Source organism: Rhodococcus sp. USK10 (genome assembly GCF_019378875.1).
Lineage (GTDB): Bacteria > Actinomycetota > Actinomycetes > Mycobacteriales > Mycobacteriaceae > Rhodococcus_F > Rhodococcus_F pseudokoreensis.
In genome coordinates, this window is sequence record NZ_CP076048.1 from 4,866,612 (window position 1) to 4,889,108 (window position 22,497).

A 22,497-nucleotide genomic window follows, 5' to 3' on the forward strand; every position below is an offset into this window, starting at 1 on the left:
CTGGTTACGCTCAGCATGCTTTTCCGTATCGGTTGCAGTGCATTCTGAATGGGGTCGGCATGACGGACATCAGCACATCTCGATTTGGGTACAAACGCTTCACACGGACGGTTGCAGTCGCAGGCATCGCAGCGCTTGCCATGGTAATAGGCAACGGCTCGGCGTCGGCCGGCGTGGACAATTCCAGCTCCGTGATCGATTCACGAGGAAATCGCATCGAAGTCGTCCAGGGCGACACGCAGTATCAGACCGTACCGCCGCTCGATGGCGTACCTACCAGCGTGGAGTTCTTCCACAACGGTTACGCGGGGGTCGCCATCACCGGCCCGAACTCGGAGGAGTTCAAGGGAACGCAGCTCACCGTCGGCTATCAGATCGGTTACCCGGTCTCGTTGGCAGGCGCGACGATCGTGTTGAACACGCCCGGGCTCGGGTTCGCGATCGGGTCGAGTAATGGAATCAACCTGGGACTCGTCCCCGACTTCACGCTGGACCTGAACGCAGGGACCAACGCGGAACTCGCCGGTGACATCATTCCGTCGCAGGAACTCGACATCGACCTGGAGCCGGGTGGAATCACCACGGTTCCGATCCTGGAGGGTCAGGAGTTCGACGGATCGGCGGCTGTGGTCAGGATGCAGGGAGTTCACGGCTCCATCTCCGGTGCTATCGGGCCGGTCACCATCCGTCCGTACGCCATGGCGGTGACGGAGAACGGTGACACCGTGATGACTTACGGTGTGCCGCAGAAGCTCAACTAGGCAGCCCGCCCGACAGGGTGCCTGACACGGGTCGCCGGACCGAGGTCCGGCGACCTTTGTCGGCTCATGTGGACGACGACGTCGCCGGCGACGAACACGGCGGCGCCGAGCAGTGCGATCACGAAAAGCGCCCAGTGCCCGACGTAGACACCGATGATCGCTCCGATCGTCGCGGCTAGTCCGGCATGCACGATCACCTCACCGGGAGCGGTGCCGAGAAGGTAGTCTTCGGCACCGCTACCGGCGCGTCGAGGCTCCACTGCATCCGGCATGACCGCTCCTCGCGACGACCCGACATTTCCCCTCAGGGCGCGGAAAATACCCGCTTCCCTGATTGGCTGCGGTGTTCCCGCGTCGCGGCGAGATAAACGCGAACAGACCGATCAGTTTCTTGTGACCACGACGAACGGCCCGGTCTCCGACACCGTGAATCGCGGGTCGTCGAACAGTTCCTTCGGGAACGTGACGGTGTAGCGGCGCACGTTGGGGTCGTTGGGATACACGTCCTCGGCGAGCCGCAGCGTGTAGCCGTCGGGGCCCTGCCGGAACACGAACGCGTCGGGCGCCCGCCACGGCGCCGCGGCGAGTGCGGCCACCAGCTGGTCGGGCGTCTCGAGCTCGCTCCACTCCGCGATGGTCCGCGCGCGTCCGGCGAAGTCCGCCAAAGGATTCGAGTAGTGCGACGTCAGCGCCTGGAACCCGAGGTAGGGGTAGAAGCTGAGGAAGCTGGTGTCGGCGGTGAGGACCACCGTGTCGTCGCGGTCGCGGGGAACCTGCGCCCGGATCAGCTCGTCGACTGCCGCGTAGTGGGCGGCGGCACCGGGCGGACGCTGGTCGGCGCGTTCGCCGTTGCCGTCGGTGTCGGTGTAGGCGACGGCGATGTCGGAGTCGAGGAACTTCGGGATGTTCTGGACGAACGACAGCGCACCCAGCACGCCGATCACCAGGACCGCCCCCTTGACCCGCGGGTTGTCGCTGGTCGCGAGCACGAGCCACCCCGCGAATTCGACGAAGCCGAAGACGCCTGCGGCGCCGAGCAGGACGATCAGCACGGGCTCGAGCCGGAACGAGAGCAGGGTGCTGCCGAGCACCGTGAACGCCATCGACAGCAGCGACCACAGATAGACGGCCACCACTCCGACGCCGAGGGCCTGCGCGCGCCGTGACGTCGACGCGCGGGCGACGAGCCAGACGGTGCCGAGCAGGCACAGCGCCCCGGTGAGGGAGAAGTGGATCATCGGCAGCGGCAGTTGTGCGCCCGCCTCGGGCAGGTAGTGCAGCGCGGTTCCCGACGCGGCGGGCGAACCGCCCACGACCTTCAGCAGATACGGCAGCCACACGGTCAGTGCGAGGAGCCCGGACACGGCGGCGATCACGATCAGCCGGACCATCGGGTCGATCGCCGCCCGCCAGGACTTCCGGTCGCGCACGCGCAGCGCCGCCGCCAGCAGTGCGAGCAGGGTGATCGCGAAGGCGGCGAGTCCGAGGTACAGCGTGTAGAACGTGGCGGCGAGGCCGAGGAACAGGCCTGTGCCGATCACGGCGCCCCAGCCGCCGCGGCCGTCGACACGATTCAGCCCGCCCCAGGCGAGGACGAGCGCGGGACCGATCAGCAGCGTGATGACGGCGCCGTACGGCTCGGGCGAACCGTAGGCCAGGACGAGGGCCGTGGTCGCGAGGGACACGACAATGGCGAGGTCGTGGCGGATCAGGTTGCTCCACAACACCAGTGCCACGACGGCGGCGACGGCGAGGGACCCGATGGCGTACGGCTTGAACGCCTCCCAGCCGTCCATGCCGAGGAGGTTGGCGACGCGCCCACCCGCCCAGAACCAGCCGGCCGGGTAGTACGGCGGCAGGTCCGCGTACGTCATGTCGCGCAGCGCGGCCGAGTCGGTCAGCCGCGTGAGGTATTCGGTGCGGAACTCCTGGTCGACGGAAACGCCGTGCAGGTACAGCTTGGTCGCGGCGAGCGGCAGACCGAGCGTGACGGTGACGAACCCGGACAGGCTCGCCCACGACAGCAGTCGGGCGAACCGCGCGGCCCGGTGCATCCGGACCAGCAGCACCGACACCGCGATCCCCGCGATGGCCACGACCTGGCCGACCGTCGTGACGGCCTGGGTCACGTTGGACGAGTTGAACGCCGGCCACTGCACCCGCCCGAACGCGAACAGTCCGACCGCTGCCACCACCGCGGCCACGACGGCCCCCAGCAGCATTTCGACAGCTGTCGACAGGGACCGTCGGGCCGGTGCTACGTCTGCTTCCGTCACGAGGGCGAAGCTTAGATGGGCAGCTTCTTGAAGATCGGTCGCGGGATGTGCCGCAGGATCATCATCACGTACCGGAATGCGCCGGGCGCCCAGACGAGATCCTTGCCCTTCTCCGCCGACGTGACGGCGAGCTTGGCCACGTCTTCCTTGTTCACCGTCAGCGGGGCTTCCTTCACGTCCGCGGACATCCGGGTGCGGACCTGGCCGGGACGGATGACGAGGACGCGCGGACCGAATTCGCGCAGGGCCTCACCGAGTCCGAGGTAGAAGCCGTCGAGTCCGGCTTTGGTGGAGCCGTAGACGAAGTTGGAGCGGCGCACGCGCTCGCCCGCGGCGGACGACATGGCGATGATCTGGCCGAAGCCCTGTGCCTTCATCTTCTCGCCGACGAGGACGCCGACGGACACGGCCGCGGTGTAGTTGACCTCGGCGATCTGGACGGCCTTGCGCTGGTTCTGCCACAGTTCCTCGGCGTCGCCGAGCAGGCCGAACGCGACGATGGCAACGTCGACGTCGCCCTTCGCCCAGGCGTCGTCGATGACCTTCGGGTGGGTCTCGGTGTCGACGGCGTCGAAGTCGATGACGTCAACGGCGTTGGCGCCTGCCGCCTTCAGCTGGGCCACCGCGCCGTCGCGCCCGGGGTCGCCCGGCAGTGCGGCGAGGATCACTCGCATCGGCGCCTTCTTCAGGTACTCCTCGCAGATCGCGAGACCGATCTCGGAGGTGCCACCGAGCAGCAGCAGGGTCTGGGGGTTCCCGACAGCGTTGATCACTACAGTTCCAACCTTCTGGACATATCGGAGGCGAAGACATTGGTGGGGTCGTACTTGCGGCGGGTGGCGATCCACTCGTCGATCCGCGGGTACATGGCGTGGAACGTCTCGGCGGTGGTCCGCGAGTCCTTGGCCGTGTAGAGACGGCCGCCGAACTTCAGGACCCGCTTGTCGAGTTCGGTGACGAACTCGTTCAGGCCGGGCTTGATGCGGAAGTCGACGCAGATGTTCCAGCCCGGGATCGGGAAGCTCAGCGGCGCCTGGTTGCCCTCGCCGAACAGCTTGAACACGTTGAGGAACGAGTAGTGTCCCGACGTCTGGATGTCGCGGATGATGGCCTTGAACTCCTCGACCGCGGTGGTCGGCACCACGAACTGGTACTGCAGGAATCCGTTCGACCCGTAGGCGCGGTTCCACTCACCGAACATGTCGAGCGGGTGGTAGAACTGCGTCAAGTTCTGAACCTTGTCGCGGTAGGTGCCGGACTTCCGGAACCACAGCTCGCCGATCATCGAGAAGTTGAACTTGTTGGCGAGGCCGTTCGGGAACACGTCCGGGAATGTCAGCAACTGCGGCGCGTCGAACGCGAGCGGGTTCTTCTGCAGCTTCGCGGGCAACTGGTCGAGCTTCGCCAGAGAGCCACGGGAGATCGCGGCCCGGCCCAGCTTCGGCGGCGCGGCGATGGCGTCGAACCATGCGCTCGAGTACTCGTAGTTGGCCTCGCTGCCGTCGCTGTGCAGCGCGATCGTCTCGTCGAGCGTCTGGGTGACGTCGCCGTCGGCGATGAAATACGCCGTCTCGGTCGGCGTCATCTTGATGGTGGCCTTGAGGATGATGCCCGTGAGGCCCATGCCGCCGATCGTCGCCCAGAACAGTGCGCCCTTGGGGTCGTTGCGGCCGCCCTTCGGCGTCAGCGTCCGCACCTTGCCGTCGGCTGTGAGCAGGTCCAGCGACACCACATGGTTGCCGAAGCTGCCGGCGCTGTGATGGTTCTTGCCGTGGATGTCGGAGCCGATGGCCCCGCCGACGGTGACCTGGCGGGTGCCCGGCAGCACCGGAACCCACAGGCCGAACGGCAGCGCCGCCTTCATCAGCTGATCCAGGTTCACACCGGCGTCGACCTCCACGAGGTGGGTGTCGCGGTCGATGCGATGGATCCGGTTCAGCGCATTCATGTCGATGACCAGGCCACCGGCGTTCTGCGCCGGGTCGCCGTACGAGCGGCCGAGGCCACGGGCGATCACCCCACGCTGCAGGTGAGCGGGCTTCGACTCGTTCTGCTCCGCGACCTGGGCGACCGCTTGCGCGATCACCTCCACGTCGGGAGTGGACAGCACCTGCGCGGTGGTGGGCGCGGTGCGTCCCCAGCCGGTGAGGGTGCGGGTCTGTGTGGGGAGCGCCTGGGTGGGCGTCTCTTCTGCTGTCGTGGACATCGGCATAGAGGCTACCGCCTGTGAGTACTTGTTAACCGCGGGCGGTTAAGAAGTACTCACGGGGCGCTAGCCTCGTGATCGTGTCTGATACCCCCTCGCGTTCCCAGCAGGAACCGCACGTGCCGTTGCCGGTGGAGATCCCCGTCACCGAGAACATCGCCGACGACGCACTGGACCTGAAGACGCAGATCGTCCGTTTCGTCCTGACTGGTGGACTGTCGGCGGTCGTCGACTTCGGCCTGTACTTCCTGCTGTTCGAGGTGGTCGGGCTGCCCGTCAACGTGGCGAAGTCGATCAGCTTCATCGCGGGCACCACCACCGCGTACCTGATCAACCGCCGGTGGACGTTCAAGGCCGAGCCGAGTCGCGCTCGCTTCGTCGCCGTCGTGATCCTGTACGCCGTCACGTTCGCGGTGCAGGTGGGCCTCAACTGGGTGATGTACCACGCATTCCCCGACGAATGGTGGCGTCTGCCGCTCGCGTTCGTCATCGCGCAGGGCACGGCGACGGTCATCAACTTCGTGGTGCAGCGCGCGGTGATCTTCAGGATCCACTGAGGCGGCCCGGCAACTGGTCGGCAATGCCCCGGCGGGTGCTGCGATACCGACTGGTCTGGTGTTTCGGTAACGACTCAGCAACTTCCCTGGCGTTGCCGACGCGTTCGGTGAGAATCGATCAATGCTGATTGTTCTCGATACCTCGGCCGTCACGCGAGACGCGCGCTTCGAGACGTTCGTCCGCGACGCACTCGACCGGGGCAGCCGTGTGCTCGTCCCCCGACTCGTCCTCGTCGAGGTCGCCCACCGGTACCAGCGGGAGTCGGTCGCGATGATCGAGGCCCTCACCGTGCAGGCGCGGATGTACGACCGGCTCGGGCTCCGCGACGACCTGTCGGCGTTCGTGGACGCCGCGCGTGCCAAGGCCGACGGCTACGTCGACTCGCTCGCCCGGCAGCTGGAGGCGATGGGCTGCGACGTGATCGAGCCGGCGTACACCTCGCACCTCGAGGTTGCCGCCCGTGAACTGCAGCGCCGCCGCCCGTATGTGGACCGGAAGCGGCGCGGCTACACGGCCACGGTGAACTGGCTGACGGTCCTGGACATCGCGGACCGCCGTCCGTCCGAGGACGTGGTGTGGGTCAGCGTGAACTCCCGGGGGTTCGGAAGCGGCGAGCCCGGGGCGTGGCACGACGAGATCTGGGCCGAGCTGCAGGACCGCGGTCTCGACCACCGGCTGCGGTGGGTGACCGGGCTCGACGACGTGGATCTGCGGGACACCGGCCTGCCCCGCCGCGAACAGGTCTCCGTGCGGGTCGCCGCCCCGCCGGTCACAGCCGCGCCGATCGCACCGCCGCCGGCCCCGGTCCCGGTCCCCGCCAAGCCTGCCGCCGCCCCGCCCGCCGCGGCACCACGGCCCGTGGTCGCGGCACCGCCGCCCCGTGCGCCCCTCGTCGTGTCCGACCCCGTGTTGCCTCCGGTCGCGCAGGCGCCGCGCCCCCGGGTGGCGCCGCAGCGGATCCTGCCCTCCGGCAACGCGGACACCGGCGGCCGCCGCGGCATCGGCCGGATGAGGGGTGGCCGCAAACGCAAGGTCACCGTGGTGGAGGAGCTGGACGACCTCGATTTCGGCTGAGCCGACCCGCCGGTAACGATTCGGGCACCGGGCATAACGACTTGGGGCCGAAGCCGCCATCAGCGACACACGAGCGTGGCGGTTACTCCAAGGTTGAACTTACGTATCCGTCAACGACGACGGGTATCGGCGACCAGGGGAGAAGGCATGAAATCTGTGCCGAACGACCGCAAGCCGTCTGCGCAGCAGCGGAACGGGACACCGACCGTCCAATACCGTTCGGGGGCGCGGCTGGCGGGTCCGAGTATTGAATCCCAGGTTCTCTACCAGGCATGCAGATGGTTTCTCCGGCCCGTGGTGCGGATGGCGCCGATCAACGAGTCGGCGATCCGCAGGGCCGCGCTGCTGGACCTCGCGGCGGGGATCCGCCCCGCTTCCGGTATCCGCCGCCAGAAGGTGCGGCTGCCCGGGTTCGATGCGGAGATCGTGCGCGCCCCGGGCGTCTCACCCGAGCTGAGCGACGGCGTCGTCCTCTATCTCCACGGCGGCGGGTTCCTGTGCTGCGGGCTGAACACGCACCGGCCGGTGGTCGCGACGATCGCGAAGCTGACCGGACTGCCGGTGATGCATGTCGGCTACCGGCAACTGCCCGACACGAACATCAGCGGTTCCGTCGACGACTGTCTGACGGCGTACAAGTGGTTGCTGGAGAACGGAGCCCGCGCGGACGGGACGGTGTTCGCCGGTGATTCGGCGGGTGGGTTCCTCGTGTTCGCGACGGTGTTGAAGGCCCGCGAGGAGGGCGTCGATCTGCCTGCCGGACTGGTCGGGCTGTCGCCGCTGCTGGACCTGGACTGCGCCGACAAGTTGGTGCACGCCAACGCCGCCCGCGACGTGTTCGCCCCCGTGGAGGCGCTCGTCACCATCGGCAAGCTGGGCGGCGAGGTGGACGGCGTGCTCGACCCTGCGCTGTCACCCGTGAACGGCGCGCTCGAGGGCTTGCCGCCGTCGTTGCTGTTCGCCGCGGAAGGCGAGGTGCTACGGTCGGATTCGGAGCTGATGGCGCATCGGCTGAGCGTTGCGGGTGTGCCGACGACGCTGCAGATCTGGGACGGTCAGGTGCATGCGTTTCCGGCGTTGTGGCCCGGTCTGCCGGAAAGCCGTGTGGTGCTTCGGCGTATCGCGCGGTTCGTCGCGACGCGGGTGCGGCCGGACGACGGTGTCGCCCGGGACAAGACCGCCTGACTACCGCGGCGGGCCCTTCTCCAGGACGATTTTCGTCGACCGCGCACGTCCGGCCTCGTCGAGCCAGCGCACTTCGACCGCGTCGCCGGGGTGCCGCGCGATCATGAGTCCGCTGAGGTCGTCCGAGGAGCGGATGGGAATTCCGTCGAATTCGGTGACGACATCCCCGATCTCGATGCCCGCGTCGTCGGCGGGGGTGCCGATGCTGACCCAGAGGACCTCGGCGCCGCGGGCGTTGTCGGTGACGCTGATCCCGAGGAGGGGAGTGTCGCCGATGTGCACGGTGGCGGATGCCGTCCCGGCGCGGACCTGATCGACGATCGTCATCGCGGTGTCGATGGGCACCGCATACGACCTCGGCTGGGCGGGAGCGGGTTTCGTGGGATCGGAGTCGGCGTTGCCCGCGGTGTTCACGCCGATGACGGCGGCGGTGGTGTTCACGAGCGGGCCACCGGAGTCGCCGGGCCGGACCGCCGCGTCGATCTGGATCAACCCGTTCAGCCGGTTCCGGGAACCGTCGGTGGAACTGCGGGCGGTGATCGCCTGCCCGAGATCGGTGACGAAACCCCGCGCCGCCACCGGGACTCCGCCCCCTTCGGCGTTGCCCACCGCGGTGACCGGGTCGCCGATGCCGACGGCGGTGTCCTTCGCGAGGGTCGCGGCGGGGAGGTCGCCCGCGCCCTGAAGCCGGAGGACCGCGATGTCGCGCGAACTGTCGTAACCGAGCACGTCCGCGACGTACTCCGCACCGTTACCGAGGCTCACCGCGCTGATGTCGAGCGCGCCGTCGATCACGTGATGATTGGTGAGGACGACGCCGTCCGGGGTGAGCACGATCCCCGTCCCCGCGGTTTCGACGAGCCCCGAGTCGGCGACGAGGGTGACGATCGCCGGGATCACCCTGGCCTCGACCTCCTCCGGGGGCAGGACGGCCGGCGGCGGTGGCGGAGGCGCGGCGGGCTGGGCGGGCTGCGCCACCGTCGCCGCGGGCGGCCCCGATTCGCGGACCGTCGGTGCGCTCAGCAGCAGGCTGCCGATCACCGCCGTGGCCACGGCGAGGACCGTTGCGGCGCGGGGCGTCGTCATGCCCGGGTGTCGTCGTCGCGGACTCGGTCAGGACTGTTTCAACGACCCCCAGCCGTGCCAGGTGTCGATCTCGATCCACGCGCTGACCCGCTTCCGGTCGCGGACGGGGTACCGCTTGCCGCTGTAATGCGTCGCGAGGCGGTCGATGTCGGCGAGGTCTTCGTCGTCGACGAACTCCGCCACCCGGCCCTGGACGCTGACGTGGGTGATCCAGTCGCCGGGATCCATCGCGGTGAGGCTGACCCGGGGATCGCCCCGCAGGTAGTCGAGGCGCTTGCGCTCGGCGTCCATGTTGACCAGCACCCTGCCGTCCTCGTACAGATACCAGGTGGCCACGGACACGGGCTGCCCGTCGGGCCGGACGCAGGCGATGGTGGCGTAATTGGGCCGGGCGAACATCTCGGCGGCCTTCGGTGTCAGAGGTGGCTTCGACATGTCCGAAAGATACTCCCTAGCGTCGGTCCCGGAACTGCGGTTCGCGCTGTCCTTCCGCGCGGCGGTGGCCTCCTCGAAGTTGTCGGTCAGCAGTCGCACCAGCAGCTGGCCGAGACCCTCCTGGTGGATGTGGGCTTCGAGTGAGGCGGCGTCGAGTCCCGACCATGCGTTTCGTCAGCTCCAGGCCCGGGCGGGAGAAGCGCGACATGCGTTCGGCGAGGTCGAAGCATTCGTCCAGGAGGTCCTCGCCGGGCACGCACCGCGACACGAGTCCGATCCGCTCCGCCTCCGCGGCGTGCACGTCCCGCCCGGACAGCATGATCTCGAAGGCCCGGGACGAACCGATCGCGCGGGGCAGCAGGTAGCTCAGCCCCAGTTCGCTGGCCGTCAGTCCGTTGTTGATGCCGGCCGCGCGGAAGTACGCGTCCTCCGCTGCGATCCGGATGTCGGAGGCGAGCGCCAGGCACAGCCCACCGCCGATGGCGGCGCCGTTGACGGCGCTGATCGCCGGCTGATGCATTCGGCGGAGCGAGAGCACCACGTTGTCGAGCATCTCCATGGCCCGCAGCGCCACGGTCGGCGGGGTGAGACCGTCGACGTGGGGGAGCGGGCCCGCGGATCTCTGGTCGGCGCCGGAGCAGAAGCCGCGGCCCGCGCCGGTGACGACCACCGCGCGGACCGAGTTGTCGTTGCTGATCTCCTCCAGCGCGTCGCGGAACGGGATCATCACGTCGAACGCCATCGCGTTCATGCGTTCCGGGCGGTTGAGCGTGACCAGGGCGATACCCGGCCGGGGGTGGTCGACGACGACGAAGGTCACCCCCATGTGAGTGTTTTCGTGTACCCGGGCACACGAAAACACTCACATGGGGGGTAGTAGCCCGGCGTCGATCGCCTGCTTCAGCGACGGCGCCGCCGAATCCTTCTCGGACAGCTGGAACGTCAGCGGGCTGCCGTCCCGGCCCGTCGTGGGCCAGTCGATGCCCAGGTCGGGGTCGAGCGGGTGCAGGTCGTGGTCGAGGGCCGGGGTGTACTCGATCGAGCACAGGTACATCACCGTGGACGCGTCCTCGAGGGACAGGATCGCGTGGCCGACGCCGGCCGGGAGGTAGACGGCGCGGCGGTCGACGTCGTCGATGAGCACCGAATCCCACTGCCCGAACATCGGCGACCCCACCCGGAGATCGACGATGACGTCGAGGAACGCGCCATTGACGCAGGTGACGTATTTCGCCTGCCCGGGCGGATTGTCGGTGTAGTGGATACCGCGCAGGACACCGGCGGCGGACACCGAGCAGTTGGCCTGAGCGAGTTCGAGAGGATGCCCGACGGCGGCCTCGAACTCCGAGCCCTTGAACCATTCGAGGAACACGCCGCGGTCGTCGCCGAACTGCCGTGGGGTGATCTCCCAGGCGCCGGGGACCTTCAGTTCCCGATACTCCACGTCACCAGTCCTTGCCGCGTTCGAGAAGTTCGAGAAGATAGTCGCCGTACCCCGATTTGCCGAGAGTCTCCGCACGCGAACACAGTTCGGCGTCGGTGATGAACCCGCGGCGCCACGCGACCTCTTCCGGGACGCCGATCTTCAGCCCCTGCCGGTGTTCGAGCGTGCGCACGAAGTTCGCCGCCTCGAGCAGCGAGTCGACGGTGCCGGTGTCGAGCCATGCCGTTCCTCGGGGAAGCACCTCGACCTGCAACCGTCCGGCCTGCAGGTAGGCCTGGTTGACGTCGGTGATCTCGTATTCGCCGCGGTCCGACGGTTTCAGGTCGCGGGCGATGGAGACGACGTCGTTGTCGTAGAAGTACAGCCCGGGGATCGAGAAGTTCGACTTCGGGGTGGCGGGCTTCTCCTCGATCGACATGGCGCGGCCGGTGTCGTCGAACTCGACCACACCGTACGAGCTGGGATCGGACACCCAGTAGGCGAACACGGCGCCGCCGTCGATGTTCTCGAAGCGGTTCAGCCGCGAACCGAGACCGGGGCCGTAGAAGATGTTGTCGCCGAGCACGAGGGACACGGATTCGCCGCCGATGTGGTCGGCGCCGAGGACGAACGCCTGCGCCAGGCCGTTCGGCTCCTCCTGCACCTTGTACGTGAGGTTCACCCCGAACTGGGAGCCGTCGCCGAGGAGCCGGCGGAACTGCTCGGCGTCGTGCGGGGTGGTGATGACGAGGATGTCCCGGATGTTGGCCAGCATCAGGGTGGAGAGCGGGTAGTAGATCATCGGCTTGTCGTAGACCGGGACCAGTTGCTTGCTCACTCCGAGAGTGATCGGGTGCAACCGGGACCCGGTGCCGCCTGCCAGGATGATTCCGCGCATGTGCGCAGTGTTCCAGTGTTCGCGCCGGATAGAAACTCGGGCTCGCCACTAGGGTGGGTGCACATGAGGCTTCTCGTGACCGGCGGCGCCGGGTTCATCGGTGCGAATTTCGTGCACCTGACGGTCGCCGAGCGGCCGGACGTGCAGGTGACGGTGCTCGACGCTTTGACGTACGCCGGCAACCGGCGCTCGCTCGACGCGGTGGCCGACCGCATCGCATTCGTGCACGGTGATGTGGCGGATTTCGCGCTGGTGGATCGCCTGGTCGCGGAGGCGGACGCGGTGGTGCACTTCGCCGCGGAATCGCACAACGACAATTCGCTGGCCGATCCGACGCCGTTCGTGCAGACGAATGTGATGGGCACGTTCTCGCTGTTGCAGGCCGTCCGCGCCCACGACGTCCGGTATCACCACATCTCCACCGACGAGGTGTACGGCGACCTCGAGCTGGACGACCCCGAGCGCTTCACCGAGTCGACCCCGTACAACCCGTCGAGCCCGTATTCGGCCACCAAGGCGTCGAGCGACCTGCTGGTGCGGGCGTGGGCCCGGTCGTTCGGGGTGCGGGCCACCCTGTCGAATTGTTCCAACAACTACGGCCCGTTCCAGCACGTCGAGAAGTTCATTCCGCGCCAGATCACCAACCTGATCGACGGGGTGCGGCCCCGCCTGTACGGCAGCGGGAAGAACGTGCGCGACTGGATTCACGTCGACGACCACAACGCGGCCGTCTGGACCATTCTGGAGAAGGGCAGTCTCGGCCAGACGTACCTGATCGGCGCGGACGGCGAGGTCGACAACCGGACCGTCGTCGGGACGCTGCTCGAACTGTTCGGCCGCGACACGAACGACCTCGACTTCGTCACCGACCGCCCCGGCCACGACCTGCGTTACGCGATCGACTCGACGCGCCTGCGCACCGAATTGGGCTGGACGCCGAAGTACGAGGATTTCCGCAGCGGGCTGGAGGCCACCGTGCGGTGGTACCGCGACAACGAGTCGTGGTGGCGGGCGCAGAAGGAATCCGCGGAGAAGGCCTACGCGGCTACGGAATCCGTCATCGGCTGACGGTTCCGCGAAAGGCCCACACCCGCGCCGTCAGTGCGATGCGCCCGGCGTCGTCGCGCGGTAAGCGGGTATCGAGCAGGTCGCGCAGCGCGGTTCGACGCCCGGCGGGCAGCGAGATGCAGTAGCCGGGCGCGGGGCCCTGACCGCCCAGGAACGGCCGCCAGAAGTCGTCGAAGCCGGCGAACACGGTGGGAACGTCGAGCGGGTGCACGGCCACCTCGGTGAACCCGGCGGTGGCCAGCGCGTCGCGGAGCGGCTGCGGCCGGCAGAGCGGGAAGCGGACCCCCTCGTCGAGGGTCGCGGCCGCCTCGTCGAGTTCGCGCGCGGCATCCCAGAAGACGCGAATCATCTGCATGCCCTCGGCGTAGTCCCACACGTACCCGGCGACCGTCCCGCCCGCCCGGGTGACGCGGCGCATCTCGGCGAGCCCCGCGACCGGATGCGGCACGAAGTTGAGGACCAGCCCGGACACCACGCGGTCGAACTCGCCGTCCGCGGCGGGGATCGCTTCGGCGGTGCCCGGCCGCACGTCGAAGCGGGGATCGTCCGCGCCCGCCCGCGCCGCCGCGGCGAACGGCTCCGAAGGCTCGACCCCGACCACCCCGGCGGGATCGAAGAGGCGGAGAACGGTGTGGGCGAGGGCGCCGGTCCCGCATCCCACGTCGCACCAGACGTCGCCCGGACCCGCGGTGAGACACCGCAGGAACTGCGGCGCGACCAGCCTGCTCCAGCGACCGATGTAGTTCTCGTACGCGGGATCGACCTCCCAGGCGTCCGTCATCGCGGTCTCCTCACGACGGCTGCGGCACCCGGGAATCCTCGTGCACGAGGGCGTTGCGCAGTGAACGCGAACCGGCAACCGCGGCGACGAAGCCGGCGAGCACCTCGCACAGCGTGAACACCAGGCGGGACGCGAGGGCCAGCCCGAGCGCCACCCCGCTGTCCATGAACGGGGACAGCGCCGCGACGACGACGGCCTCGCGGACCCCGATGCCGGACGGCGCGACGACGACCAGCACGCCGGCGCACATGCCGAGGGCGATCGCGCCGATGCACTGCACCAGGGTGCCCACAGCGAATCCCGACGTGCTCGACGCGAGGAACCAGAGATGCACGCCGTACAGCACCCAGCTGACGGCGCACCAGCCGAGGGCCCGCCCGATCTTGTGCATCGTCAACTGCCGGTGCAGCGGGGCGCGCCGCAGGATCCGCAGGGCCAGGTTCACCAGCCGGGTGAGGATCGGGGGATAGCAGCAGACGAGGGCGATGGGGACGAGGATTATCACGGCGACCGCCGCGACGCTGCTGATGTGGAACAGGGCCGGCAGCGCCAGCAGCCCGACGACCAGCGCGGACGTGATGCTCAGCCCGACGGTGACGAGGACGGCGACGAATCCGTTGGCACGCGACACCCCGGCCCGGCGGACGAGTTCGGTCTGCAGCACGAACGCCCACACGCTGCCCGGTAGGTACTTGCCGAGCTGGCCGACCAGGTAGCAGCGGGCGGCGTCGAAGGCGGGAATCGGGTGTTCGAGGGCGCCGAGCGCGTGCTGCCACGCGCGCACCGCCGCGCCCATGCCGAGGAACACGAAGACCGCGGAGACGGCGAGCGCCCACCAGTCCAGCTGGGTGATCGTGTCCCGGACCTCGGCCCACTGCGATTTCACGGCGAACACGACGGCGACGACGATCGCGAGAGTGACGAGGATCCGCAGCGTGTTCATCAGGACGGTGCGGCCGCCGCGGTCGGGGACGATCTCGGGATCGGTGTCCACGAGAACCACCCCCTCACCGGCAGTGCGCTGCAGCAGTGCAGCGTTCGGTTCCGACGATAGCAATCGGCGGGCGCAGGATCAGGAAACGAGCGGTTTCACCGCCAACTCCCGCCACCACGCGAACGCGTCGGCGAGCGATGGCGGGAGTTCCGCGTCCGCCTCGAGCCGCCCCGAGGCGAACAGGTTCTCCACCGCCTCGATGTCCCGGTCGGCGATCCCGGACCGGCTCATCCCCACCCGGTTGGCGCCGCGCAGGGCGGCGGGGTTGCCGAACACCGTGGCGAACGGCGGAATGTCCTTGGCGACGACCGATCCCATTCCGACCATCGCGCGGGCCCCGATCACCCGCCGCTGATGCACCACCGCGCTCATGCCGAGATTGACGCCGTCGCCGAGGGTCACGTGGCCGCCGAGGGTGCTCGACGGTGACAGGACGCAGTCTTCGCCGATCCGGACGTCGTGCTCGACGGACGTGTGGTTCATGACGAATCCGCCGCGCCCGATGGTCGTCGGCCGCTCGGCACCCTGCTGGACGGCGCTCATCTCCCGGATCACGGTGCCCGCACCGATCACCACACCCCGGTGCGGGCTCACCTCCGTCCACGTGCGCGGATGCGTCTTCCCGATCCACTCCGGCGGCGCCCCCAGCGTCGCGTGGGCGCCGATCCAGCAGTCGTCGCCGATGTCGAGGGGGCCGGTGAGGACGGCATACGGTCCGATGCTTACCCGGTCCCCGACGGTGACGCCGTGGCCTATCACGACGGTCGGGTGGATCTCGCAGTTTTCACCGATGGTCATGAAAGTTTCGGATTCCTTCCAGGAGCCGTGCAGACCGTGGGAACCTTCAAGGGGTTGCAATCTGTGAAGACGGTGTGAACTGCACGTCAATCTATCGGAGGAACCGTGATCGCGATCTCGAGTATTTCCTTCGGAGAGGATGTCGAGCGCGAGGTCCTCGACACCCTGCGATCCGGGATGGTCGCGCAGGGACCGAAGGTCGCGAGGTTCGAGGAGGGGTTCGCCGAACTCGTCGGCACCCGGCACGCGGTGGCCGTCAACAGCGGGACCACCGCGCTGATCGCGGCACTGCGGGTGCTGGACCTCCAGCCCGGGGACGAGGTGCTCACCACCCCGTTCACGTTCGTGGCCACGCTCAACGCGATCCTCGACGCCGGCGCGACGGCACGGTTCGCCGACATCGGGGAGGCCGACTTCGCGATCGACCCCGACGTCGCGGAGCAGTGCGTGAACGAACGCACCCGGGTGCTGATGCCGGTGCACCTGTACGGGCAGACCGCGGACATGGGTGCGCTGATGCCGCTGGCCGAGTCCCGGGGACTGGCCGTCGTCGAGGACGCCGCGCAGGCGCACGGCGCCACGTTCGACGGCAGGGGCGCGGGCAGTTTCGGGCTCGGCTGCTTCTCGTTCTACGCCACGAAGAATCTCACCACCGCCGAGGGCGGGATGGTCACGACGGACGACGACGCGGTGGCCGACCGGTTGCGGGTGCTGCGGAATCAGGGCATGCGCAGGCGCTACGAGTACGAGATGGCGGGCCAGAACTTCCGGATGACGGATCTGCAGGCCAGTCTCGGGTTGCCGCAACTGGGTTCGTATCTGCAGCAGGTGGAGTCGCGCCGGCGCAACGCGGAGGCGCTGCGGACCGGGCTGAAGGACGTCGAAGGTCTGGTTCTGCCTTCGGAACTCGCGGGCCGCGGGCACGTGTGGCACCAGTTCACCGTCGTCCTCGCGCCGGACGCACCGGTCGACCGCGACACCCTCGCCCGGCGTCTGGGCGATCGCGGTGTGGGCAGCGGCGTCTACTACCCGAGAACCGTCGACGACTACGACTGCTACCGCGAGCATCCCCGGGTGATCGTCTCGCCGACCCCGATCGCGACGTCGGTGGCCCGCCGGTGCCTCAGCATCCCCGTTCACGCCGCGCTCTCCACCGACGACGTCGACCGGATCGTCGCGGCGGTCCGCGAGGCGATGGAGGCGTGATGACGTCCACGCGACCGCGGATCGCGCTCGTCGGATCCGGGAAGATGGGTTCGCTGCACGCCCGCGTTCTCGCGCAGTCGCCGCTGTGCGACCTGGCGCTGCTCGTGGAACCGCGGGAAGAACACGGACGGGACGTCGCCGCACGGTTCGGCGCCGCGTGGGCCGCGGATTTCGACGACCTGGACGGCATCGACGCCGTCGTCGTCGCGGCGGCGACCCCCGCACACTACGAGGTGGCGGGCCGCGTCCTGGATCTCGGGAAGCCGCTGCTCGTCGAAAAGCCGCTCGCCGCAACGTACGAGGAGAGCACCGATCTGGTGAAACGCGCCGCTGCGACGGGCGTCCCGCTGATGTGCGGTCTGCTCGAGCGATTCAACCCGGCGGTCCGGACGGCCCGCGAGTTCGCGGGTGACGTGTGGCAGGTCAACGGAATCCGGCACTCGCCGTTCGTCTCCCGCATCCCCACCGGCGTCGCGACGGACCTGCTGATCCACGACGTCGACCTCGCGATCGGGTTCGTCGGATCACCGCCCGTCGGGGTGAAAGCCGAATTCGGGTACTTCCACGACAGTTCGCGGCGCAACGAGGCCGAGGACTGCGCGGAGGCCGTGCTGCGTTTCGAATCCGGTGCGGTGGCCACCATCTCGGCCAGCCGGGTGAGTCAGCGGAAGGTCCGGCAGTTGTCGCTGCTGGAGCCGGACCGTCTGATCGAGATCGACCTCCTTCGCCGCGACATCACCATCTACCGGCACATCGACGACGACCTGCCCGCCGACGGGTACAAGCAGCAGACCGTGATCGAGATCCCCACCATCCGCTACAGCGACGAACCCCTCGCCGCCCAGCTCGCGCATTACGTCGGGCTGGTCGGCGGCGAGGGGGACGCCGACGCGGAGCGCGAGTCGATCCTGCCCGCGCACCGCGTGGTCCACGAGGCGACCGTGTCGGCTACCGGCTGAGCGCTCCGGCGACGGCCAGGCGGGTGTCTTCCGCGATGAGGTCGGCGTTGAGGGTGGCGGCGGCGGTCAGTCCGGCTCCGGCGGCGACGATCACCTGCGCCTTCGGGTCCGCGACGTTGCCGGCCACCCACACCCCGGGAACCGCGGTGGCGCCGGTCGCGTCGGCGGCGACGGCGGTGCCGATCACGTGCCCGGCCATCTCCATCTCGGTGGTGCCGAGGCCGAGGGTCGTGAGGAAGTCGGCGCGGGCCCGGAACAGCGGCGGGACCACCACGGCGGCGAGGGGGAAGACCCGGCCCGTGCGCAGTCGGACACCGGTCAGCCGGTCGCCGCGCACCTCGAGTCCGGCCACCGCGCCGTCGATCACGGCGACACCGCGGGCGGCGAGTTGCTCGTACTCCTCGCCGGTGGGCTCGTTCGCGTCGTTCAGGAACAACGTCACCCGATCGGTCCACTGGCTCCACATCAGCGCCTGGTGCACCGCCAGAGGACTGCCGGCCAGGACGCCCACCGGCTGGTCGCGGATCTCCCACCCGTGGCAGTACGGACAGTGCAGTACGTCGCGTCCCCACCGTTCGGCCACCCCGGGGACGTCGGGGAGAACGTCGACGAGACCGGTGGTCACGAGCAGCCGCCGCGCCCCGACGGTCCGGCCGTCGGCGAGCGTCACCCGGAACTCCCCGTCCCGGATCTTCTCGGCGGACGTGACGGTGCCGGTCACGATCTCCCCACCGTATCCGGCGACCTCCTCGCGTCCGATCGCCAGGAGTTCACCGGGAGGGGTGCCCTCTCGGCCCAGATAGTTGTGAATGTGCCCGGCCGGTGCGTTGCGGGGTTCGCCCGCGTCGATCACGAGGACGGATCGGCGGGCCCGCGACAGGGTCAGCGCCCCGCTGAGTCCGGCCGCGCCACCGCCGATGACCACCACGTCGTAACTGTCTTCCATCGCGTTCTCCTTCGTTCGTCGACCTCGTGACGTCCACTGTCCGGAGATATCGCGATCCTGGCAAGAATGTTTGCCGGTGTGGCAACATGGGTGGTGTGAACGACGACCTACCCGATCTGGACGGCGTCCTCGACGCCGTGGGACCGCGGCTCAAAGCACTGCGGCAGCAGCGCGGCGCAACCCTCGCCCAGCTCTCCGAGTCCACCGGGATCTCGGTGAGCACCCTGTCGCGGCTGGAGGCCGGCCAGCGCAAACCCACCCTCGAACTGATGCTCCTGCTGGCCCGCGCCCACCAGCTGCCCCTCGACGAACTGGTCGACGCGCCCGCCACCGGCGACCCGCGCGTTCACCTGCGGCCCCTCGACCGCAACGGCACGACGATCATCCCGCTCACCCGCAGACCCGGCGGGATCCAGGCGTTCAAGCACGTGATCCCGCCGGGCGACCCGGCCGCAATACCGAACCTGCAGGTCCACGAGGGCTACGAATGGCTGTACGTCCTGTCCGGCCGGCTACGACTGCTGCTCGGCGAACACGACGTGATCCTGACGCCGGGGGAGGTCGCGGAATTCGACACCCACGTGCCGCACTGGTTCGGCAATCCCGGACCGCAGCCGGTGGAGATCCTCAGCCTGTTCGGTCCCCAGGGCGAGCGGGCGCACGTGCGGACCGTTCCGCGGGGAACGGCGTAGGGCACCGACCGTCGGTAGAATTCGTGCGGACCGGTGACGAGCGCTACCTCCGAGGCGCAGGACGTGATGGGGAGGCCCCGTGCGACGCTGGATTCTCGGTGTTCCCGTAGCGGTACTGATTCCGCTCCTCGCCGGCTGTTCCACGTCGACGACACCGCCGGTGGCGCAGCCGCAACCGCAGCCACAGCCGGAGTCGCCCGCGGTCGCGACCCTCGTGGGCCTGGGCGATTCGATCCCGGCCGGCGACGGATGCCCCGGATGCACGCCGTTCGTGGAGCTGTTCGGCGATCAGCTGTCGGACGGAAACGCCGTGCCCGTCCAGGTGGCGAACCTGGGTGTCGGGGGCTGGACCAGCACCGACCTGCTCGATTCCCTCGAACCCGGCGCATACGACGCCGACGCCGTGAGTGCCGCCGATCTCGTCACCGTCACGATCGGCGCCAACGACTTCTACACCGAACTCGACGACTACCTGGACGGCGACTGCGGCGGCGACGACGGGCTCGGCTGCTTTGCGCCGGTGCTGCCGGAGTTGCAGACCACGTTGACGTCCGTGCTCGGCCGCATCGCCGAACTGCGGGCCGGTCAGCCGACCGCGGTGCTGGTCACCGGGTACTGGGACGTCTTCCCGGACGGCGACGTGGCCCGCGACTTGTACGGCCCGCAATTCCTCCGGGACAGTGCCGCGCTGACGTTGCGCGCCAACGACGTCATCTCGGGGGTCGCGGGCGCGGAGGGCGCCACGTACGTCGACCTGTTCAGCACGTTCAAGGGGACGTGGGGCGACGGCGACCCCACCGGACTGCTGGCCGACGACGGCGACCACCCGAACCAGATCGGCCACCAGCTGATCGCCGACGCGTTGTCGTCCGCGGCGGCCGCGGGATCCGGCTCCACCGACGTATCGGCGTTCACGTCGTCCGGGTGGTCGCCCCGCTGAGCTTCCGGCGGCGCACCACCGGGTCGACGACGGACAGGATCAGCACCACGACCGTCGCGGCGCCGAACGCCGCGGCGGACAGGTTCTGCCGCGGCGGCCGGAACGTCACCACCAGTTCGTGGTCACCCGGCGGCACCGACACCTCGAGCAGACCGTGCCAGCCCGCGGTCGCGTCCACGGGCTCGCCGTCCACGGTGGCCGAGTAGCCGGGCCACGCGAGGCGGGCGAACGAGACGGTGCCGCCGCTGCCCGTCACCCGCACGGTCTCCGTCGCCGCGTCGGTGTTGGAGACGAGCACCCGGACGCCGTCGGACGCGAACGACACCCGCCCGGGCAGGGGCAGCGGCCGGTCACGCTGCAGTACCGTCCGGGAGTCGTTGCGTTCGGTGACGTGCCAGCCGGGTGGGGGCGGTGCCGTCTCCACCTCGGGCACGAGGCGGTGCTCCACCACCAGCGTCGACACCCGCAGGTAGTCGATCAGCGGAATCGGAATGTCCGCGTTCACCGGCTGCCACAGCGCCCCGTACACACCGGGGCAGACGGCGCCCCGGTAGTCCATGCACAGCGCCTCCTGGAACTCGGTGAACCCGATGCCGGTGTACGCGTTGATGCTGCCCTCCGCGGACGACGCCATGATCTCGTTGCCGAACAGGATCCGGCCCGCGGTGACGTCGTCGGGGGAGGTGTCGGCCAGGTCGGCGAGTTGCAGGACGGTGCCCTGGTAGCGGTCGGTCTGCGTGGACAGCAGCGACGTGCTGGACGGGTCGACGCGGCTGTCGCGGTCGACGTCGTGGGTGAGGGACCAGACCTGCGCGGCGGTCACCGCCACCGTTCCCACGACGAGTGCGGCGACGAGACCGCTCGGGCCCAGGGTGCGCCAGGCCAAGTACGCGATCGCGCACAGCGCCGCGACGAGCAACGTGAACAGCGCGTGCCTGCCGGTCAGGGCCGGGGAGGACGCGAACGCCAGGTAGAAGCCCAGCGCGATCAGCACCGCCGACGCCGTCACCCGCTGGCGCACCCGGTCGCGGGACAGTCCCAGCGACAGCGCGAGAGATAGCCCGATCACCACGCACAGGTACAGGTATTCGACCAGGCGGATCGGCCACCGGAACATCCCGACGTTCGACGGTCCGAACGTGAAGAGGAAGTAGACGACCGTGATGACCGCCAGGCTGACGAGCGGTCGCCCGTGCGCGCGGCGGAACCCCGGGGACGCGAACAGTGCGCGGATCCGTCCCCACGGCAACCACGGCAGCAGCGGCAGCACGAACCACGCGAGGTACAGCGACGGGATCACCTCGACGGGACCCCCGAACGTCATGATCACGGGCAGATACGACGGGCTGCTCATTCCCGCGGGGCCGCCGATCTGCGGCTGCAGGAACGTGTCGTTGAAGATGCCGGTGCTGCCGGCGCGGGTGGTGACGTCGACGCTGAGGAACAGCGGCAGGTACGTCACCAGCGCGGCGGTGCCCGCGCACGCGCCGGTGATCACCAGCACGAGCAACCGGAAGAAGTCCCGCTGGATCAGCAGTCCGATCCCGAGGCCGAGGAGGATCACCACGGCGCCGAGCGCGGCGTACGGGTTGCCCATGCTCACCGTCAGCGCGCCGATCAGGAACGTGATCAGCGGATTCGTGCGACCGCGGGAGAGGCGGAGCGCCGACCACCAGAACAGCGTCACCCACGCGACGGCCATCATCCCGGACGGCCAGCCCGCCGCCTCGTAGAACAGGGTGAAACCGCTGAACGGAATCGTCAGCCCGCCGAGGACCGCGGGACCGCGGCGGGCGCCGTATTCGCGGCACAGCAGGTACGTCCCGAGGGCGAACAGCGCGAGGAACTCGGCCATGATCACGAACGACGCGACCGACAGGTCCTCGAACTTCGCGGCCAGCATGTAGTTGGCGAGGTTGACGGGGTTGTAGAGACCGTAGGCGGCCTCGCCCGCATAGTTGCCGCCGATCCAGGCGTCGGGATTGACGGCGAGCCACCGCCCGGCGAGCAGTTCCCCGCCGATCCGGTGCCAGGACGGCACGAACGATTCGAGCATGTCGCCGCCGTAGTAGAAGCGGTCGTACACGATCCGGGGAATCGTGGCGACGGCAGCGGCAGCCAAAGCGACCGCGAGTGCCACCGCCCATTCGGGGACGCCGCGTATCGATCGGGTGAACGTCGAGGACACGGACGCGGAGGGTGCCACGGACT

Annotated in this window: 22 protein-coding genes and 1 pseudogene; 9 read left to right on the forward strand and 14 right to left on the reverse strand. The window is 69.0% G+C overall.

Features of this window, described 5'->3' with window-relative positions:
* The first annotated feature begins 59 nt into the window (after positions 1–59).
* Positions 60–761: an MspA family porin gene (locus I1A62_RS29420; RefSeq protein ID WP_219461502.1), complete on the forward strand. Its 702-nt coding sequence runs from the start codon at positions 60–62 to the stop codon at positions 759–761.
* Here the strand turns inward: I1A62_RS29420 and I1A62_RS29425 are convergent.
* The 4 genes from I1A62_RS29425 to I1A62_RS29440 all read right to left on the reverse strand — a co-directional run bounded on the left by I1A62_RS29425 (position 758) and on the right by I1A62_RS29440 (position 5,243).
* Positions 758–1,033, reverse strand: a complete 276-nt coding sequence (locus tag I1A62_RS29425; RefSeq protein ID WP_124390688.1) for a hypothetical protein — start codon at positions 1,031–1,033, stop codon at positions 758–760. The two genes, I1A62_RS29420 and I1A62_RS29425, sit on opposite strands and share 4 nt — an antisense overlap.
* A 111-nt stretch (positions 1,034–1,144) precedes the next feature.
* A complete protein-coding gene (locus tag I1A62_RS29430) occupies positions 1,145–3,037 on the reverse strand; it encodes a galactan 5-O-arabinofuranosyltransferase (RefSeq protein ID WP_219455770.1) in 1,893 nt (630 codons plus the stop codon).
* Positions 3,038–3,048: 11 nt separating this feature from the next.
* On the reverse strand, positions 3,049–3,810 hold the full coding sequence (locus tag I1A62_RS29435; protein WP_087561224.1) for a decaprenylphospho-beta-D-erythro-pentofuranosid-2-ulose 2-reductase: 762 nt from the start codon (positions 3,808–3,810) through the stop codon (positions 3,049–3,051).
* On the reverse strand, positions 3,810–5,243 hold the full coding sequence (locus tag I1A62_RS29440; protein ID WP_087561249.1) for an FAD-binding oxidoreductase: 1,434 nt from the start codon (positions 5,241–5,243) through the stop codon (positions 3,810–3,812). Before I1A62_RS29440 ends, I1A62_RS29435 begins: the two co-directional genes overlap by 1 nt.
* A gap of 80 nt (positions 5,244–5,323) precedes the next feature.
* Between I1A62_RS29440 and I1A62_RS29445 the strand changes: the two genes are divergently transcribed.
* From I1A62_RS29445 to I1A62_RS29455, 3 genes are all read left to right on the forward strand, one after another.
* Positions 5,324–5,800: a GtrA family protein gene (locus I1A62_RS29445; protein WP_124394209.1), complete on the forward strand. Its 477-nt coding sequence runs from the start codon at positions 5,324–5,326 to the stop codon at positions 5,798–5,800.
* A gap of 121 nt (positions 5,801–5,921) precedes the next feature.
* Positions 5,922–6,875, forward strand: coding sequence for a PIN domain-containing protein (locus I1A62_RS29450; protein ID WP_219455772.1), 954 nt, complete (start codon positions 5,922–5,924; stop codon positions 6,873–6,875).
* 147 nt (positions 6,876–7,022) lie between these two features.
* Positions 7,023–8,060 carry an alpha/beta hydrolase gene (locus I1A62_RS29455; protein ID WP_219455774.1) on the forward strand — a complete coding sequence of 346 codons (1,038 nt, stop codon included), beginning with the start codon at positions 7,023–7,025 and terminating at the stop codon, positions 8,058–8,060.
* Here the strand turns inward: I1A62_RS29455 and I1A62_RS29460 are convergent, their stop codons facing one another.
* From I1A62_RS29460 to rfbA, 5 genes and pseudogenes are all read right to left on the reverse strand, one after another.
* Complete coding sequence (locus tag I1A62_RS29460; protein WP_219455776.1) at positions 8,061–9,146, reverse strand: S1C family serine protease; 1,086 nt, start codon at positions 9,144–9,146, stop codon at positions 8,061–8,063.
* A gap of 27 nt (positions 9,147–9,173) precedes the next feature.
* Positions 9,174–9,581, reverse strand: a complete 408-nt coding sequence (locus tag I1A62_RS29465) for a TIGR03618 family F420-dependent PPOX class oxidoreductase (RefSeq protein WP_124394213.1) — start codon at positions 9,579–9,581, stop codon at positions 9,174–9,176.
* A 16-nt stretch (positions 9,582–9,597) separates the two neighbouring features.
* Positions 9,598–10,401: pseudogene (locus I1A62_RS29470) on the reverse strand (enoyl-CoA hydratase).
* 42 nt (positions 10,402–10,443) lie between these two features.
* Positions 10,444–11,025, reverse strand: coding sequence for a dTDP-4-dehydrorhamnose 3,5-epimerase family protein (locus I1A62_RS29475; protein WP_219455778.1), 582 nt, complete (start codon positions 11,023–11,025; stop codon positions 10,444–10,446).
* Position 11,026: 1 nt separating this feature from the next.
* Positions 11,027–11,902, reverse strand: a complete 876-nt coding sequence (gene rfbA / locus I1A62_RS29480; RefSeq protein WP_219455779.1) for a glucose-1-phosphate thymidylyltransferase RfbA — start codon at positions 11,900–11,902, stop codon at positions 11,027–11,029.
* A gap of 63 nt (positions 11,903–11,965) precedes the next feature.
* Here rfbA and rfbB point away from each other — a divergent pair, with 63 nt between their 5' ends.
* Positions 11,966–12,970, forward strand: a complete 1,005-nt coding sequence (gene rfbB / locus I1A62_RS29485) for a dTDP-glucose 4,6-dehydratase (protein WP_219455781.1) — start codon at positions 11,966–11,968, stop codon at positions 12,968–12,970.
* Here rfbB and I1A62_RS29490 read toward each other — a convergent pair.
* The 3 genes from I1A62_RS29490 to I1A62_RS29500 form a co-directional block, all read right to left on the reverse strand.
* Complete coding sequence (locus tag I1A62_RS29490) at positions 12,960–13,751, reverse strand: class I SAM-dependent methyltransferase (protein WP_219455783.1); 792 nt, start codon at positions 13,749–13,751, stop codon at positions 12,960–12,962. The two genes, rfbB and I1A62_RS29490, sit on opposite strands and share 11 nt — an antisense overlap.
* Before the next feature lie 10 nt (positions 13,752–13,761).
* Complete coding sequence (locus I1A62_RS29495; protein ID WP_219455785.1) at positions 13,762–14,754, reverse strand: lysylphosphatidylglycerol synthase transmembrane domain-containing protein; 993 nt, start codon at positions 14,752–14,754, stop codon at positions 13,762–13,764.
* A gap of 69 nt (positions 14,755–14,823) precedes the next feature.
* Positions 14,824–15,543, reverse strand: coding sequence for a DapH/DapD/GlmU-related protein (locus I1A62_RS29500; protein ID WP_219455786.1), 720 nt, complete (start codon positions 15,541–15,543; stop codon positions 14,824–14,826).
* Positions 15,544–15,648: 105 nt separating this feature from the next.
* On the opposite strand from I1A62_RS29500, the gene I1A62_RS29505 reads away from it, so the two are divergent.
* Positions 15,649–16,749 (forward strand): DegT/DnrJ/EryC1/StrS aminotransferase family protein, encoded by a 1,101-nt coding sequence (locus I1A62_RS29505; RefSeq protein WP_219455788.1) that lies wholly within the window; start codon positions 15,649–15,651, stop codon positions 16,747–16,749.
* Entirely contained in the window at positions 16,749–17,708 is a 960-nt protein-coding gene (locus tag I1A62_RS29510; RefSeq protein ID WP_219455790.1) for a Gfo/Idh/MocA family protein, read from the forward strand. Before I1A62_RS29505 ends, I1A62_RS29510 begins: the two co-directional genes overlap by 1 nt.
* Here I1A62_RS29510 and I1A62_RS29515 read toward each other — a convergent pair.
* The gene (locus tag I1A62_RS29515; RefSeq protein WP_219455792.1) at positions 17,698–18,654 is read right to left on the reverse strand and encodes an NAD(P)/FAD-dependent oxidoreductase; all 957 of its coding nucleotides are present in this window, start codon (positions 18,652–18,654) and stop codon (positions 17,698–17,700) included. The genes I1A62_RS29510 and I1A62_RS29515 overlap by 11 nt on opposite strands.
* An 86-nt stretch (positions 18,655–18,740) precedes the next feature.
* Here I1A62_RS29515 and I1A62_RS29520 point away from each other — a divergent pair, with 86 nt between their 5' ends.
* Together I1A62_RS29520 and I1A62_RS29525 are read left to right on the forward strand one after the other, a co-directional pair.
* The gene (locus I1A62_RS29520) at positions 18,741–19,346 is read left to right on the forward strand and encodes a helix-turn-helix domain-containing protein (protein ID WP_219455793.1); all 606 of its coding nucleotides are present in this window, start codon (positions 18,741–18,743) and stop codon (positions 19,344–19,346) included.
* 79 nt (positions 19,347–19,425) lie between these two features.
* Positions 19,426–20,286: an SGNH/GDSL hydrolase family protein gene (locus tag I1A62_RS29525; RefSeq protein ID WP_219455795.1), complete on the forward strand. Its 861-nt coding sequence runs from the start codon at positions 19,426–19,428 to the stop codon at positions 20,284–20,286.
* On the opposite strand, the gene I1A62_RS29530 is transcribed toward I1A62_RS29525, so the two are convergent.
* Positions 20,258–22,474 carry a YfhO family protein gene (locus I1A62_RS29530; RefSeq protein WP_219461504.1) on the reverse strand — a complete coding sequence of 739 codons (2,217 nt, stop codon included), beginning with the start codon at positions 22,472–22,474 and terminating at the stop codon, positions 20,258–20,260. The genes I1A62_RS29525 and I1A62_RS29530 overlap by 29 nt on opposite strands.
* Positions 22,475–22,497: the final 23 nt, after the last annotated feature.